Annotated in this window: 17 protein-coding genes; 3 read left to right on the top strand and 14 right to left on the bottom strand. The window is 32.0% G+C overall.

The features are described from left to right. Positions 1–60: 60 nt before the first annotated feature. The 6 genes from JM80_RS01930 to JM80_RS01905 all read right to left on the bottom strand — a co-directional run bounded on the left by JM80_RS01930 (position 61) and on the right by JM80_RS01905 (position 4,873). Entirely contained in the window at positions 61–654 is a 594-nt protein-coding gene (locus tag JM80_RS01930) for a helix-turn-helix domain-containing protein (RefSeq protein ID WP_144709077.1), read from the bottom strand. 172 nt (positions 655–826) lie between these two features. After that, positions 827–1,426, bottom strand: a complete 600-nt coding sequence (locus JM80_RS01925) for a YIP1 family protein (RefSeq protein WP_186439741.1) — start codon at positions 1,424–1,426, stop codon at positions 827–829. A gap of 207 nt (positions 1,427–1,633) precedes the next feature. Next, entirely contained in the window at positions 1,634–2,191 is a 558-nt protein-coding gene (locus JM80_RS01920) for a DUF3592 domain-containing protein (protein WP_144709075.1), read from the bottom strand. A gap of 161 nt (positions 2,192–2,352) precedes the next feature. Continuing rightward, positions 2,353–3,072 carry a hypothetical protein gene (locus JM80_RS01915; protein WP_144709074.1) on the bottom strand — a complete coding sequence of 240 codons (720 nt, stop codon included), beginning with the start codon at positions 3,070–3,072 and terminating at the stop codon, positions 2,353–2,355. Between the two features lie 4 nt (positions 3,073–3,076). Next, a complete protein-coding gene (locus tag JM80_RS01910) occupies positions 3,077–4,303 on the bottom strand; it encodes a radical SAM protein (protein WP_144709073.1) in 1,227 nt (408 codons plus the stop codon). 189 nt (positions 4,304–4,492) lie between these two features. Continuing rightward, a complete protein-coding gene (locus JM80_RS01905) occupies positions 4,493–4,873 on the bottom strand; it encodes a hypothetical protein (RefSeq protein ID WP_144709072.1) in 381 nt (126 codons plus the stop codon). A 224-nt stretch (positions 4,874–5,097) separates the two neighbouring features. Here JM80_RS01905 and JM80_RS01900 point away from each other — a divergent pair, with 224 nt between their 5' ends. Beyond that, positions 5,098–6,090 carry an IS110 family transposase gene (locus tag JM80_RS01900; protein WP_038505582.1) on the top strand — a complete coding sequence of 331 codons (993 nt, stop codon included), beginning with the start codon at positions 5,098–5,100 and terminating at the stop codon, positions 6,088–6,090. 165 nt (positions 6,091–6,255) lie between these two features. Here JM80_RS01900 and JM80_RS01895 read toward each other — a convergent pair whose 3' ends face one another. After that, on the bottom strand, positions 6,256–7,428 hold the full coding sequence (locus tag JM80_RS01895; RefSeq protein WP_144709071.1) for a TlpA disulfide reductase family protein: 1,173 nt from the start codon (positions 7,426–7,428) through the stop codon (positions 6,256–6,258). A 370-nt stretch (positions 7,429–7,798) separates the two neighbouring features. Between JM80_RS01895 and JM80_RS01890 the strand changes: the two genes are divergently transcribed. Beyond that, positions 7,799–8,134, top strand: coding sequence for a single-stranded DNA-binding protein (locus JM80_RS01890; RefSeq protein WP_034646538.1), 336 nt, complete (start codon positions 7,799–7,801; stop codon positions 8,132–8,134). A 67-nt stretch (positions 8,135–8,201) separates the two neighbouring features. Here the strand turns inward: JM80_RS01890 and JM80_RS01885 are convergent, their stop codons facing one another. The 6 genes from JM80_RS01885 to metG all read right to left on the bottom strand — a co-directional run bounded on the left by JM80_RS01885 (position 8,202) and on the right by metG (position 14,689). Then, a complete protein-coding gene (locus JM80_RS01885; protein ID WP_144709070.1) occupies positions 8,202–10,325 on the bottom strand; it encodes a Tex family protein in 2,124 nt (707 codons plus the stop codon). 87 nt (positions 10,326–10,412) lie between these two features. Next, entirely contained in the window at positions 10,413–11,120 is a 708-nt protein-coding gene (locus JM80_RS01880) for an OmpA family protein (RefSeq protein ID WP_013621297.1), read from the bottom strand. 44 nt (positions 11,121–11,164) lie between these two features. Next, entirely contained in the window at positions 11,165–11,641 is a 477-nt protein-coding gene (locus JM80_RS01875; RefSeq protein WP_013621298.1) for a lipocalin family protein, read from the bottom strand. A 172-nt stretch (positions 11,642–11,813) separates the two neighbouring features. Beyond that, entirely contained in the window at positions 11,814–11,987 is a 174-nt protein-coding gene (locus JM80_RS16390; protein ID WP_013621299.1) for a hypothetical protein, read from the bottom strand. Between the two features lie 75 nt (positions 11,988–12,062). Further along, positions 12,063–12,581 (bottom strand): ferritin, encoded by a 519-nt coding sequence (locus tag JM80_RS01870; RefSeq protein WP_013621300.1) that lies wholly within the window; start codon positions 12,579–12,581, stop codon positions 12,063–12,065. A 29-nt stretch (positions 12,582–12,610) separates the two neighbouring features. Continuing rightward, the gene (gene metG, locus JM80_RS01865) at positions 12,611–14,689 is read right to left on the bottom strand and encodes a methionine--tRNA ligase (RefSeq protein ID WP_089118434.1); all 2,079 of its coding nucleotides are present in this window, start codon (positions 14,687–14,689) and stop codon (positions 12,611–12,613) included. A 171-nt stretch (positions 14,690–14,860) separates the two neighbouring features. Between metG and JM80_RS16385 the strand changes: the two genes are divergently transcribed. After that, positions 14,861–15,031, top strand: a complete 171-nt coding sequence (locus tag JM80_RS16385) for a hypothetical protein (protein WP_013621302.1) — start codon at positions 14,861–14,863, stop codon at positions 15,029–15,031. Positions 15,032–15,092: 61 nt separating this feature from the next. On the opposite strand, the gene JM80_RS01860 is transcribed toward JM80_RS16385, so the two are convergent. Next, positions 15,093–16,808 carry a DUF1501 domain-containing protein gene (locus JM80_RS01860; protein WP_013621303.1) on the bottom strand — a complete coding sequence of 572 codons (1,716 nt, stop codon included), beginning with the start codon at positions 16,806–16,808 and terminating at the stop codon, positions 15,093–15,095. Positions 16,809–16,811: the final 3 nt, after the last annotated feature.

The following is a 16,811-nucleotide window of genomic DNA, read 5'->3' as shown; positions in this document are numbered from 1 at the left end:
ACGACCTTTGATTAAGCACTAAACCGCAATTGGTTTTATAATGTGTTGTGTTGCGTACTTTTATCTTAAAATTCGTAAAGCAGGTATATATTTAAATGATTTTTTATTAAAAACTCTAATTGTATTATAAACTGTTACTATAAAATTAAATATGTAAAGAATTATTAAAGGAATAAACATGGTAAATATTCCAAAATTCCAATTTGGTAATATTTCACTTAAAGCTCCTACATACATTCTAGTTAGAATAAATATGTAATGTAGAAACAATAACAAAGTCCAAGATATTTGAAAATTCAACATTGATTTTCCAAGTTCATTTACATTTTTCACTTTGTCTTTTTTAAAAATCCACATTGTCAAAGGAATAATAATTCCAAGTAAAGGAAAAAACAAAAAACCAAGTGCAGAAATACTCATTAAAGTCAAATAGTTTTGGTCTTCTTGTATTTTCCAATCTACTATTTCATCTGGCGAAGTGTCTAGTGCAATAGATAGTCTTTTCAAAGTATCTCCTCTAGGAACAGTTTCGTTATTTTCAATTCTCTGGATTGTTCTTAAGCTTAAACCAGATTCTTCTGCCAAATTTTCTTGCGATATTCCTTTTCTATTTCTTAAATCTTTTATTCTATGTGCTAAATTCAAATTGTTCATTTTTATATGTTTTTTAATTTGAAGTAAAAGTATTTCAGTATAGTCATATTTGATAGCGTCTTTATTATGTCATTCTTACGTCATTAGTGTCAGAGTCCTATTTTCGCATGACACACAACGGTTTGGCTATGCGCATTATCCCAAAGGGTATTGCGTATGGGCATTGTTAGCTTTAGTTTTTTAATAAAATACTGATTAGCAAATATGAAATTAACAATAAGGGAATCATTGAAGTCAATAAAGATGTTACTGTCCAACTCCTGTTCTGATTTCCTATTTTTTTAAGTCCCTTGTTTATCAGTATTGTACTCCAGATATAAAGAGGAAATATTCCGAATAATAAAATTCCAGTAATTAATTGGAACAAAATACTCGGAGCAGATAAGTCACCTAAGTGAAACGCTAGCCTACCAAGTCCCATCGTGATTGTCATAAAAATTCCGGCTATAAGTAGAGGGGCTGAAGCCCAAGTCAGAACTTTGAAGATTTCGGTCCATTCGATTTCACTGTCTGCTACCTTTAAGATGGCAGCTAGTATTAATCCAATTCCAATTCCCAAAATAGAACCGACCACAAAGACTAGACCTAATGTTTGGTAAAATTCCGTGTTGTTTTCAAGTTTGAATAAATCAAAACTCCTTAAGATAAGTGCGCAGGGAACTATTCCATTTATTACGAAGAAACCTATTGTCCATTTTAAATCGTTTTCTCCGTTGAGAACAGATTCAAAAGTTTTGTCAGGGTTTCGCCAGATTGTTTTTAGATGATTCAAAATTAAAGCTAACGTATTTGTATATGGATCGTAGCGTGTAAATTAGCGATTATTTTCGGATTAACACAGAGCCGAATTTTTATATTTTGTTTTAATTTTTTGTGTTATTAAGCCAAATCAAAAGATTTGGCGGGCATTATTAAACACAATAACTTTTGGATTAAGCACCAAAATCCGTATTAATTTTAGCCATTGTTAGCAATAGTATTATTCAATTATAATTTTCAATAAATAATATGCTAGATAAGTCAATCCGCCACCAGATAATAATCCCATAATTATCGGTAAAAAAATCTCTTTTCCAAATCGATTTTCTAAACACGCTATTTTTGGTTTTTTTGGATTAAAATAGACAGTAATCGGTTTCCCAATTAAACGTTTTATATTCTCTTCCACCTTCAGATAATTAGGGTTAGTTTGGTAATCTCCATATTGTTTAGGGAATTTAGACATTGGTTTAAATTCTTTTTGGTACAATGAGTCTGATGCTAGAGTTTGATTTGATTCATATTCTTTTCCGTTGATTGTGTATGAATAGGTTTTTTTTATAACAAATTTAAAGCTAACTGGAGTTTCTGAATCACCTCCAAATTTCTTAAACCTAATCTCAGAATCAATAATTTTTCCGATTATTGGTTTCCATTTTTTACTGTTTAGCATTCTAATTGTCCCTATAATTCCAGTTATAAATAGCCAATAAGAAAAGTATAAAAAAGTGGTAAAAACACACAAATAAATATAGTGGGAATAGTGTCTAAATTCCAATTTTCAAGGTTTATTTTCATATTATTGCTAACGTGTTTGTATATGGTTTGTTGCGTGTTTTAAGCACTAAATTTAGCAAATACAAACCGAATAGAAAATCCGCGAGGATTTTCGTAAGTAGGCTAGAACTAGCAATAAATTATATACGGTGTTAGCTACAGTTATTTTAGCAAATATTGAAATCCAGAAATTATACTTTCTATAAAAGGAAAAGCAAATGTTATTAAAGAAATTATTAATAATGCTTGAATTACAAATCTTACACCAAATTTTGATGCTGAAAATCTAGCAAAAATTTCCCAAAAAATTTCTCTGACTGCAATTTCCGTTAATGTCTGATTTTCTTGATTATCACTTAAAATTGGCATCGAAAATTTGTATTGTTCATCTTTATATTTAAACATCAAATAAGTTTGCTTGTTATCAACAATAACTTTTTTATCATTAAACTCAGGTATGTTATTCGCCTTTTTAACATATTCTTTTTTTGCCATTCTTCCTACAAATTTATCTATGTCTACATACTTGCTTTTAATAAGTTTTTGAGATTCCCAAACAATCCATCGAGGTGAGTGTTCATACTCTTTATAATCTTTTAAAGAAAAATACCTTTTTACAAAGGTTGGTGCAAAAATTAAATATAATAAATAAGCGATAACAAAAGAAAGAGATGAAACCCAAAGTATTTCCCATTTAAAAGGTAATTCTAGGTTAACGATATAAGAGTCACTTTGACTTAATTGTATTTTTATTTCTTTTGGCAAGTATTCTGATAGTTTAGCAAAAATAGGGACCAATGCAAACCAAGTAACAAAGTACTTGAATATTGTAATATTAAAGAAGTCTCTAAACCATTGCCAGTTTAATATTTTATCCTTCATTATGTTATATCTTTTCTTTAACAAATTTAAAAATTTTATTTCCATCTGAATCTATCTTATTAGCATATTCTACATTATAATATTTTGAAGGATTGAAAGAGGAGTTTAAATCATTCCATCTTGTTCTAATATAATCAAACATAGTATTAGGGTTTTCTTGTTTTTGAATCCTACTTTTTGAATTCATATATTTATCAATAGAACCACTTGAATCCCATTCATCTTTAATACTATCTAATCGGATTTCACTTTCATTGTTTAAATATGATTTGCGAATAGCATAAGATATTTGTGGCTTATACCAATTTTCAAAACCTTCAAAGATGTCTACACCACTGCAACAACAACTATAAGTTGATAGATATTGAAATTCATTATCTGCAAGACCTAAACTAATATTTGTACCTTCTAACGCGTCTTTTAATTTATTTATATTTTTTAGTTTTTCTTCAATTGGTAGAATGTATTCTCTCCCATTTATTATAGCTCCTTTTTCTTTATATATTTTATAAATACTTTTCCCAGTTATACTTTTAAATTTCTCTTCAATATCCGAGTTTTTTTCTATAGGTAGTTTTAAGTGCTCAAATCCTATATGTTTGATTCCAGTTTTTATTATTTGTTTAACAAAATAATTGATATCATCACTAACTTCTAATATGTAGGGTTGCCATCTTAAGGTAACATTTATTTGATTTTGTTGCAAAAGGCTAATACAATCAAGAAGTTTTTTAGGATTAGGAGAATTAGGTTCTAAGATTTTAGAGTTAGTAGGGTTTAGTGTAGAAATTGAAATTTGGATTACTAGACTTTTATAATTTTTAAATAATTCTAAATATTTATCAGTTCCAATTAAATCAGACTTAGTACTAATAACTACAGGATAGTCAATAGTTTTTAAATATTCAAGGACTTTGTAAGAAGAACCGTAAGTCTTTTCTATAGATTGGAATGGGTCACTCATTCCTCCAAAATGTACAGGTTTTCTGTTTTTTATAAACTCTGAAATAATTCCAGAATTTTCATTTTTTATTCCATTTTTAAAACGTGTAATTATCGATTCAGGATTTGCTGTTTTGATTTTTTTAGATTCAATATTTCCGCCTCTAATTCTAGCGAAACAATATCTACAACCAATAGCACAGCCAGCATAAGTGTCTAATCGAAATGGTAATCCACAGAAACTAAATTGACTAGTAATACTTAGTGGGTTTTTGTAAGTATATTCCAAAGGTTGATTTTGTTTTTTTAATTGTAGCTAACGGTAGGTATAACCGAAGTTACGGGATTAAAGTTAATGTTTTTCGGCTTATCACAGGCTTTAGCAATTGTGAGTGGATTCGGACGTAGTCGAATCCGCCGTAATTGCGGTTATACATTGTTGTGGGTAGTTTTTTATTTTTCTTATCCAGCTTTTCAATCAGTAATGAACCCAATAAGAGTCAGTTTCCTCTCCGTCGTCAACCATTCTAATTCGGACATCAAAAAGTTCCGTCAAAATTTTTTCTTTAGTCGAGTTGTCAAATTCTTCAAATTCCAATTCCTCAATATGTTCTGAAATTTTATCTCCGTTATGCCATTTTTCCGCTACAATTTTTTCAATCAGAATGTTCAATTCAGGTGAAGGAATTTCCATTTCAGATTTATGCCAAATAAATTCCTGTCGTTCTTCTGGGTCATTTTCATCATAGATTGCAATTCCGCTTATTGAGTCAACCGTTTCGTTTGTCAATTTAATTTTCTCAACTCCGTATAGCTTGAGGTAAGATTTTAAAAAATTCAGTCTTTTTGATTCTTGCATTTCGGTTTTGTCAAATTACCCACAACGGTTTTCTTTATTTTGATTTATTAATTTAATAGAAGAAAAGAGGAGAACTAAAACGGTCTTCAAGTTAACGACTTATTACACGTACTAGTCCTCTTTCTTCTTAACTGTTGCATAGAACCAATTGGAATACTAGGTTACCAGAACCCGTTAAAGGAAATAGTTTATGCGACATAATTTTAATAGCTAAATATAAAAGTATGAAAAATTATGAAGAAGTAGTAGGTATCGATGTATCAAAAAAAACAATAGATGCAAGTTGCCACTTATCAATGAAACACCGTGTTTTCACTAATGATGTTAAGGGGTTTCAATCTATGTTAAATTGGGTAACAAAGCAAACCAAAGGCGTTTCTGTTTTTTACTGTTTTGAGAATACAGGAAATTATTCTTTAAAACTCGCAAGTTACCTAAGTTATAAAGGAATTGCATATGTGGAAGAAAGCCCTATTAAAATTAAACGTTCATCAGGTTTAGTTAGAGAAAAAACAGATAAGATTGATTCCGAGATTATAGCTAGATATGCTTGGATCCATCGAGAAGAATTGGTTTCTAGTGAATTAAAAAGTGTTGTTTATCAAGAGTTAGGTAGACTTATAGGCTTGCGAGATCAATTAGTTAGAAATAGAGCAGGATTGTTAGGCACTTTAAAAGAGATAGAGCAGCTTTTAAGCAGTCCATCTACAGATACTAGCTGTATTGTTTTAAGAAGGAGTATAGAAAATTTAAGCAAACAAATTAAGAGCATTGAATCTAGAATGGATTCTCTATTAAAAGAAGATGAGTCACTTTCTTCAAACTATAAATTGTTACTCTCTATAAGAGGAATAGGTTTTGTTGTTGCGTGTCAATTATTATATCATACTGAAAACTTCAAACGCTTTTCTAGCTGGCGAAAATTCTCAAGCTATTGCGGTTTAGCTCCATACGAATATAGTTCAGGAACAAGTATTCATAGACGTAAAAAATGTCATTATTTAGGAGATAGGAAAATGAAAAGTTTACTGAGTATGGCAAGTATATCAGCAATACAACATGACCCAGAATTAAGATTATATTATAAACGGAAAGTAAAGGAAGGAAAACCAAAAATGATAGCACTAAACAATGTTAGGAACAAATTATTAGCGAGAGTGTTTTCAGTTGTAAAAAGAGGCACTCCATATGTTGCCCTAAATCAATATGCAGCTTAAAATTTAATGAGAAATTACTAGGATTTGATCTTGGAATACGTGTATGGTTAGTTGCGTGGTTAAGCAACTAAGTTAATAAACATTTACGAACCCGTGAATATTCCGGCGGAATATTCACAAGTAGGGAAGAATATAGCAATTAATTATACACGGTGTTATGTGTGGTTATTTTTCGCTAATCAATTTTATATGTTCAATTTTTATATCTTTTTCTTCTACGGTTAATCCATAAGATTTCAGACTGCTAATAATGTCATTTTTAGATTTAATGCCGATTATAAAATCATACTTTGTTTCATTTTTACCATTGAATTTAAACGATACAGAAGAAACATTTGATAATTCAACAAGTGTATTATTTATTGTATATGCAGTAAATACTATTTTGTCATCTGCGTCAGATTTAGCTGAAAATCTTTTTTCGAAAGTTTCTTCTAAAAGCGATTTGTCTTGAATTGAAACAAGATTTACTTTTGTAGTTTTAAAGACCGTTTGCTTTTTTAAATTCAGTTTTTTTAAAATGTCATTTTCTAAAAAATTCAGATTTTTAGGTTCTTCTGTATTTTTATAAATTAGGTCGAAACGTTTATCTTTTATTGTCTCAGGTAATTCTAATTGGTCATTTTTAATATTTAAAATATCATTATAAATATCTGCCAATTTATAGGATTTCAATGTTATAATGCTTGTTCCGATTGCTTGTTTAGATGTTTCTGTACTTTCTGTTTCTTGAAGTTCAAAATAATACTTAACTTCTTTATTACTCATCAATTCTTTAAAGTCAAATGTTTGTTTTTGTTCTTTGAAACTTACATTTTTCTTTAAATCGAAATCTGTATTTTCTGTATTCCCGTTAGAAAGGAATTTTGACATAATCGCAGAATTTAGATTTTTTGGCTCTCCTATCCATTTTATAGTACCACTTTTATCTATTAAAACTGTTAAAGGATATTCTTCTAATCCTTTGATGCCATCTCCAAAGCTAATTTGAGTTTCCTTCGTCAAATCCGTAACCACGATTGACTTAAATTCGATTCGCTTTAGGCTTCTTTCAACTTTTGCAACTGATTCGTCTGTTATTGAAATGTAATAAAGGTCTTTTTGATTAAACTCCTTTTGGATTTCATTCATATGTGGAACCGCTGCTATACAAGGTCCACACCAAGTTGCCCAAAATTCGAGAACTATGTATTTATCATTCAAATTTTTGTCATTTGGAATATTCTCAATCCAATTCGTAATATTTATTTTTGGTGCTTTTTCGTTGACTTTTATATTGGATTGGGCGTAAATATTACCAAAAGTAAATAATGTCAGAATATAAATTAGTTTTCTCATAGTTTGGTTTTTTAATCACACATAACTAGTTAGTAAACGCAATGTATTGCGTTTATTCCGCCAATATGGGTGAATAAACGCACATTTTACATTTTTGGCTGTTATTTTTCCCACAATTTATAATTATTTTCTGTACTACAATTACGGAAATGTGTAATTAGCCCAATTTTGTGTGTAAAATGCATTAATTATACTCCGTTTTGTATTTTTATTTAGGAACTTTTTAATCATTTTTAAACGACTACAAATATTTACAACCGAAAGTAAGCGCTTTGTAACCGTATAAAGTTTGGTTACGGTTTTAGGTTTGCAGTGCCATTGCAATAGTGCTTTGGTAGTAGTAACTGTTAAACATTAAAACACACAAATTATGAACGCACTTAAAAACAGAGTACAGTTAATTGGTAACTTAGGTAACGATCCAGAAATTATAAACTTAGATGGCGGTAAAAAGCTTGCACGCTTTTCTATAGCTACTAATGAGACGTACAAAAACGCTGCTGGCGAAAAAATAACAGATACCCAATGGCACAATGTTGTTGCTTGGGGAAAAACTGCAGAAATTGTAGAAAACTATTTAACCAAAGGAAAAGAAATTGCTTTAGAGGGCAAATTGGTTAACAGGTCTTACGAGACCAAAGAAGGCGAAAAAAGATATAGTACAGAGGTGAATTGTAACGAGATTTTAATGCTTGGTAAAGGGTAATGTAACCTAAACACTAACCATAAACTAAAAAGGCTTTCTATACTGGTTTAGAAAGCCTTTTTTAGTATTACATATTTTTATGAAAAGCTAGTTGTATGCGCTTACGGGCAACGTCTACCTCTAATACTTTTACCACTATTTGTTGGTGTAGGCTTACGTGCTCATTTACGTCTTTTACAAAAGTGTCTGCCAGGTTAGATATGTGTATTAAGCCACTTTCCTTAATACCAACATCTACAAAACAACCAAAATTGGTAATATTGTTAACTATACCTGGTAATAACTGTCCAGCAACAAGGTCTGTTATAGACCGTATGTTTTGGTTAAAAGAAAATACTTTGGCTTTTTCTCTAATATCCAAACCAGGCTTTTCTAGCTCCTTAACAATGTCTTGCAATGTTGGTAAACCAACAGTGTCTGTACAGTATTTTTGTAGGTCTATTTTTTGCAAAACCTCTTTATTGCCAATTAACTCTTCAATAGGTACTTTGGTATCTTTAGTTATTTGTTGTACTATGCTGTAACTCTCTGGGTGTACGGCAGAATCGTCTAACGGGTTTTTGGCATTTTTTATGCGTAAAAAAGCAGCACCTTGCTCAAATGCTTTTCCGCCCAAACGCGGTACTTTTTTTATGGCTGTTCTGCTTGTAAAAGCACCATTTTCGTTTCGGTAGTTTACAATGTTTTCGGCTAATTTTGGTCCAATACCAGATACATAACTTAGTAAAGATGTACTTGCGGTGTTTATATTTACACCAACCGCATTTACACAACTCTCTACAACGGTGTCTAAAGATTGTTTTAGTTTGCTTTGGTCTACATCATGTTGGTATTGCCCAACACCTATAGATTTTGCATCTATTTTTACCAATTCTGCTAACGGATCTGCAAGTCTACGCCCAATAGAAACTGCGCCACGCACAGTAACATCATAATTAGGAAACTCATCTCTAGCAATTTTAGAAGCCGAGTATATAGATGCGCCTGCTTCGCTAACCACAAAAACTTCTAATGGGTTTTTAAATTGTATGCGTTTAACCAATTGCTCTGTTTCTCTAGAGGCTGTACCGTTACCTATTGCTATGGCTTCAATTTTATATGCATCTGCTAAAGAACTAATTTTTTTAATTGCTTCTGTGCTTTTGTTTTGTGGTGCATGCGGATAAATGGTTTCATTATGCAACAAATCTCCTTGGGCATCTAAACACACCAATTTGCAACCGGTTCTAAAACCAGGATCTAAGGCTAATATTCTTTTTTCGCCTAAAGGAGAACCTAATAGTAATTGTTTTAAATTTTTAGAGAAAACAGCTATTGCATCTGCATCTGCTTTTTCTTTCGCATTTTTTAAAAGCTCGTTAGACAAAGAGGGGAGAAGTAGTCTTTTGTAAGCATCTTGTATAGCAAGCTCTATTTGCTGTGCACAGGCATTGTTACTTTTTATAATTCGGTTTTCAATTTTATCTAAAGCTCTATCATTGTCTATTTCTATTTTAACCCTAATAAAACCTTCTTTTTCTGCTCTTAAAATGGCAAGTAACCTGTGTGATGGGCAACGTTTTAAAGCCTCGCTCCAATCAAAATAATCTCTAAACTTCTGGGCTTTTTCGTCATCTTTTTTAGTGCCAATAACTTTGGTTGTAATTAGGGCGTAGTTTTCAAGCTGGTGGCGTATGCCGTTTCTAATATCTGTACGCTCATTAATCCATTCAGATATAATATGTCTGGCTCCTTCTAACGCCAAATCTTCATTAATAATAACATCATTTAGGTATCTAGAGGCTGTATATTCAATTTCATCATTACGCTGTGCCATTATTATTTTAGCCAAAGGCTCTAAACCGTTTTTAATAGCGGTTTCAGCTTTTGTCTTACGCTTTTTCTTAAACGGAAGGTAAATATCTTCTAAAGTAGTAAGGTTGTCTGTGGCAGCAATTTTTGTTTGTAGTTCTGGCGTTAAAACATCTTGTTCTTGCAACGCTTTTAGTATTGCTGCTTTTCTTTTTTCTAAGGCTTCAAACTGAGCTTTGTAGGTAACAATAGCACCAATTTGTACCTCGTCTAAATTTCCTGTTTTTTCTTTACGGTATCTAGATATAAACGGTATGGTACAATCTTGATTTAAAAGCTCTATAGTATTTTTTACACTTAGTTCTGGTAACTGCGTGTGTTTAAGTATATATTTTATCATTAAAAAAGACCTTATAAATTTAGTTTTATAAGGTCTCTAATATATTTAACTCAATTGATTTAATCGAATTTCTGTGCTATAATTTTTCTAGTTTTCGCCAGACTGCATTTTAGCATCATTTATCATTTTCTCGTTAGGTAAAATAGCAACGTTTACTCTTCTGTTTTTTGCTCTACCTTCTGGTGTACTGTTATCATGTGTTGGTTTTTCTTCTCCAAACCACTCTGTAGTAAATCTACTAGCAGCAATTCCTTTAGCTGTTAAGTATGATGTTACTGCGTTTGCTCTGTTTTTAGATAACGTCATGTTGTAATCTGCAGCACCAGAACTATCTGTATGGCCTACAACCAAAATATTGGTATCTGGATACTCTATAAATACATTAGCTAATTTATCTAAAGATGTTTTAGAAGCACCGTTAATGTTGTATTTAGCTGTGTCAAAAAATACACCACTGTTTTCATCAAAAGTTACAACAATACCATCATCTACACGCTCTACTTGTGCACCCGGAATTTCTTCTTCAATTTTTTGTGCTTGCTTATCCATTCTATTACCAATAAGCACACCAGCACCACCACCAACAACACCACCAATAACTGCACCTAGCTCGCCATTGCCTCCTTTGCCTACATTGTTACCAATTATAGCACCTAAAATTGCACCACCAGCAGCACCAATTGCACCACCTTTTTGTTTGTTGTTTGCGTTTTGTACAGCATCACAACTTGTAAAATTTACCATTAATAGTAATGCAAATACACCTATTGTTATTTTTTTTATTGTTGTTTTCATGTGTTAATTTTAAATTATTTAATAATTAATGGGTTGTGTTTTTTTTACCAATCTGCTTTGGTAAAGTTCATTGTAATTGTAAATGGTTTGCCATCTACAGATAAAGTTTGTGTCCAGGTCATGTTAGACTCTGTTAACAATGCAAGTGATAACCTAAACCCTACGTTGTTTTGACTTTTACCTTTTGCGTCTGTAGGCTTAATTAAAAAGTCGTACAAGCCAGTAGTTTCATCAATTTCTTGAATTGTAAAAATAAAGTTACGTTCTCCTGTAGCACAATTTGCATTGTTTATGCTATACTTACCAGTATTGTTGTTAGGTATAAAAGACCAAGAACTACCTTGAAAGCATTCCTTAGATACATCGTTTAAAAGCGTAACATTGTATTCACCAGCTTCACTATAAGATATGTTGCTAAGTGTCCATTCTCCTTTAATTACTTTTTTTGATGTTCTAACGGTTTTTGATGCTCCGCAAGAAACTAAACTTACTGCAAGTAGTAGTACTATTAACTGTTTCATAATTTATTTTGATTTATGTATATACGAAATAACTGTTTTTTTAGACCACACAGTAACTCATTTGCATAAAATGATAATGCAATAAATTTGTAGTCCAAATACTATGTAAAGATACTAGATGTTGTATTAACTAGGTGTGAAAAAAACTGTAAATTAGATGAAGTGCGTAGTCTTAGGCTACTTTTTTAAGCAAATCAAAACAAGGACATTTTTTACAACGCTTGTTTTCAGATTTCTTATATTTTTTACAGCATTTGCTTTTTACCTTATCTGCAACTTTAGGAGTTGCTTTTAGCAATTTTTTTAATGCTTTTTTTTCTTTTTTCTTATCCTTTTTTTTGCCCATAACTACTTATGCCTAAAAATAGTACGGCAAAAGTAGTTATTTTAAATTAATCTAAATAAAATTATTTTGTTAAACTTATTGTGGATCTTCTGTAGAGGCTGTAGACACTGTTAGTTGCTGTATATCTCTATCAAACAAATACAAACCACCTTTATCATCTCCAATAAGGTTTATTTTGTCTAAAATAGTACGTGCCATAGCTTCTTCCTCTATTTGTTCTGATACGTACCATTGTAAAAAGTTATGTGTAGCATAATCTTTTTCTTGTAAGGTAATGTGTACTAGCTCATTAATACTATTAGAAACAAACACTTCATGTTCAAATAATTTTTCGAACATTTCTTTAAAAGAATTAAAGGTTACGTTAGGTGCGGCAAGCTCAGAAATTTGTGCGTGTCCGCCACGTTCATTAACAAATTTAACAAGTTTTAGCATATGGTCTCGCTCTTCATTAGACTGGTCGTACATAAAACCAGCAACACCCTCAAGACCTTTTACCTCTGCCCAACAAGCCATAGCTAAATAAATCTGAGAAGATTCTGCTTCTATTTTTATCTGATTGTTAAGTGCTTTTTCTATATTTTTTGATAACATAATTTTCTTCTTTTTATAAAATTACAAAATTAATTTATTGTTTCGCCACTATTTACACCATCTTCATCTGGGTTCACAAAAACTAATTTTCCGTCTGCATTTTCTGTCATTAAAATCATTCCTTCACTCTCTACACCGCGTAAAGCTCTTGGAGCTAGGTTTACTAAAACAGTAACTTTTTTGCCTACAATTTCTTCAGGAGTAAAGCTTTCTGCAATACCAGAAACTATGGTGCGGGTATCTAAACCAGTATCTACCTTTAAAACCAATAGCTTTTTTGCTTTAGCCATTTTTTCTGCTTCTATAATGGTACCAACACGCATATCTAACTTTGTAAAATCGTCAAAAGTAATGGTGTCTTTTTGTGCAGCTACTTCTTTGCTCATTTGTAAGTTTGCTTTTTTTGTTGCTTCTAGCTTTGCTAGTTGAGCTTCAATTTCTTTGTCTTCTACTTTTCTAAACAACAATTCTGCTTTGTTAATTGTATGTCCGGCTGGTAATAATACGTCTTGGGTAGCAATAGTATTCCATTCTACGTTATTATTTGCAGCACTTACATTTAAAATGTTTTTAAGTTTAGCCGATGTAAAAGGTAAAAATGGCTCACTTAGTACAGCCAATGCAGATGCTATTTGTAAAGCAACATACATTATGGTTTTTACACGTTCCTCATCTTGCTTAATAACTTTCCAAGGTTCTTCATCTGCTAAGTACTTGTTACCAAGTCTAGCTAAATTCATTAATTCTTGTCCGGCTTCTCTAAATCTATAGCGCTCTAAAGAACTAGAAATTATTTCTGGGTATTTTTTTACTTCTTCTAAAGTAGCTTTATCTATTTCAGAAAATGTAGCAGGAGTAGGTAAAACACCATTATAGTATTTGTTTGTTAATACCACAACTCTGTTTATAAAATTACCAAAAATGGCTACCAACTCGTTATTATTACGTGCCTGAAAATCTTTCCAAGTAAAATCGTTATCCTTAGTTTCTGGAGCGTTTGCAGTTAGTGTGTAACGCAAAACATCTTGCATATCTGGGAAATCTTCTAAATACTCATGCAACCAAACGGCCCAGTTTTTAGAGGTTGATAACTTATTGCCTTCTAAATTTAAAAATTCATTTGCAGGTACGTTTTCAGGTAGAATAAAATCTCCGTGTGCTTTTAGCATACTAGGGAAAATAATACAGTGAAAAACAATATTATCTTTACCTATAAAGTGAAGCATTTTTGTGTTTTCATCTTTCCAATATGGCTCCCAATCTTTGCCCTCGCGTGCAGCCCATTCTTTGGTAGATGAGATGTAACCAATAGGCGCATCAAACCAAACATAAAGTACTTTGCCCTCACCACCTGGTACCGGAACAGGAATTCCCCAGTCTAAATCTCTGGTTACAGCACGTGGTTTTAAACCATCATCTATCCAAGATTTACATTGTCCGTAAACATTAGGTTTCCAATCGTTTTTATGGCCTTCTAAAATCCATTCTTTTAAAAAGTCCTCATACCTATCTAACGGTAAAAACCAGTGTTTTGTTTCTTTTAAAGTAGGTACAGCACCAGATACTGTAGATTTAGGATTTATTAATTCGGTAGCACTTAATGTAGATCCACAGTTTTCACATTGGTCTCCATAAGCTTCTTCATGGCCACATTTTGGACACGTACCAATTACAAACCTATCTGCCAAAAACTGTTTAGCTTCTGCATCATATAATTGTTCTGTAGTTTCTTCTATAAAATCACCTTTGTCATACAAATTCTTAAAAAACTCAGAAGCTGTATCATGGTGTACTTGTGCAGATGTGCGCGAGTAATTATCAAAAGTAATTCCAAAATCTAAAAAAGATTTTTTAATGATTGCGTGGTATTTATCTATAACCTGTTTAGGTGTAATGCCTTCCTTTTTGGCTTTCATAGAAATAGCAACACCGTGCTCATCACTACCACAAACAAAGGCAACATCTTTATTGATGCCTCTTAAATAACGTGCATAAATATCTGCAGGAACATATACACCTGCCAAATGGCCAATATGTATTGGTCCGTTTGTGTAAGGTAACGCTGCTGTAATTGTATATCTACTTGGTGTTTTTGTTTGTTGTGCCATTAAAATTGAATTAAGCTGCAAAAATACATTTTTAGCAAGCAGTACTAAAGAAAAGATAGAAATAAATGCGTGTTACAACCACTAGCTACTTTTAAAAACTAGCGCAATACAACGATTATTTAAAATATAAGCTGTATTTTTTAGTTGTAATTGTATAAAAAAGATAAAGTTATGAGTGGTAAGCCAGTACGTAAAGATGTTTTAAAATCTGTAGATTTAGATGCTATAAAAGATACTCCTAAGTCTGAAGATGATATTACACGTGTGTATAAAAACAAAAATTCTAGAGTTAAAAAGGAGTTAGATTTTAAAACAAAAAAGAACAATACTAAATTGACATAAAAAAAGCACCTAAATTAAATAATAGGTGCTTTAATGTAATATTAATTGTAATGTAAACTGATTAAGATACCATTACAGATTTGCTCATTTTTTGATCTTGAACACTTATTCTGTAAATGTATTTACCTGTGGCAAGGTTTACAGGTAGGCGTTCTCTAATGTTAATTTCTTGAGAGCCTTCTGTAGTCATAGCATTGTATACTGTGCCTATGTTTTGTCCTAAAATGTTATAAATTTGAATATCTACGTGTGCCGTAAATGGCATTTCTAAATGTATTGTTGGGTTTCCTTTTGTAGGGTAATATGGTTTGTGAACTACCATATTTTCTATTACAGGGTCTGGTTCTGTAGGATCTGTTCCTCCGTCTGGTGGTCCAGGTAAAACAGGAGTTTCATCATCAATAGCAATATCTGGAAAATCTTCTCCACTACAACTAAAACCTAAATCTACTGGCACATAAGTGCGCCCTAATAAATGTCTTTCTACAGCTTCTCTAGGTACACATAACCATTCTGCTAAAACAGTGCCGTATAAATCTCTAAAATCCATTGTATACTCTAGGTTACCTCTTTCATTAGGATCCTCTAATGATGGATGATCACCAACAAATGCACTACCATTTAACGCAGAACCAAAGAATAGTGTAGGACTTGCTTTACCATGATCTGTACCGTTAGATCCGTTTTCGTATATTCTACGTCCAAACTCAGAAAAGGTCATACTTAAAACCTTGTCATCTTGCTCTGTACAGGCTAAGTCTTGGTAAAAATCGCTTACGGCAACAGATAAATTTGTCATTAAGCGTTCATGTACTAATGGCTGATTTCCGTGCGTGTCAAAACCACCCATAGAAATCATATATACTTTTGTGCCTAAGCCACCTTTTATTAGCTTGGCTAATACAGCTAATTGTCGTGCAAAACTATTGTCTTGGTATTCAATACCGCAACCTAAAGCTTCACCACGTTCATAAGCCTCATGTATTTTACCAGAATACTCATAAGTAGTATTAGCAACACCTCTTAAAAACTTAATTTGGTCACCATACATACAATCGCCAAAAATAGTTTCGTCAGCTATTTCATATTGGTTACCTGTTTCTGCAATACGCTCTAGTTGGTTAATGTTACTTGTTACAAATGCATAATTTGTTTCTTCTCCCTGAAAAACCAAGCTACCATATTGTCCTATTTGGATAGCGGCAGGAGCTTCTGGCGGGTTAATTAAATAATCTTGATATAATTCTTCAAAATGTCTACCCATCCAACCTGTTTTTTCACCAGAAAAACCAGTGGTTGTTAAATCGGTATTTGCAAAAATATCTGATCCTGTAAAATGAGATAAACTCTGACCTTCATAACCTACGCCATGAACTGCTTTAAACTGACCTTCTCCCCACATACGCTCTAAAGAGGTCATGTATGATGGAACACCAAAATTATCGGTTAATTTTAAAACCTTACTTTCTGGTATGTATATATTAGGTCTTGCATTTGCATAAGTATCATATTGCTCTATTGGTATAACAGTACTTAAACCGTCATTACCACCTGCAAGTCTTATTAAAACTAAAACTTTACCGTCTGACTCTGCATCTGCAATTGCAGTAGATAAAGGTGACGTAGCCGAAGCGTTAAGTACATTGCTACCTAGTAGCATAGATCCAGAACCAACCATCCCCATTGCTTGTAAAAAAGAACGTCTGTTCCATTTTTTATGCTCTAAGTCATGAGCCTCTTTGTCTGCATGTTGTACTTTAGAATTTGTATTGCACATAAT

This window comes from Cellulophaga sp. RHA_52 (assembly GCF_007827205.1).
In the GTDB taxonomy this organism is placed as follows: Bacteria; Bacteroidota; Bacteroidia; order Flavobacteriales; family Flavobacteriaceae; genus Cellulophaga; species Cellulophaga lytica.
Note: the sequence above shows the minus strand (reverse complement) of the source record. Positions and strands in the feature narration are given on the sequence as shown.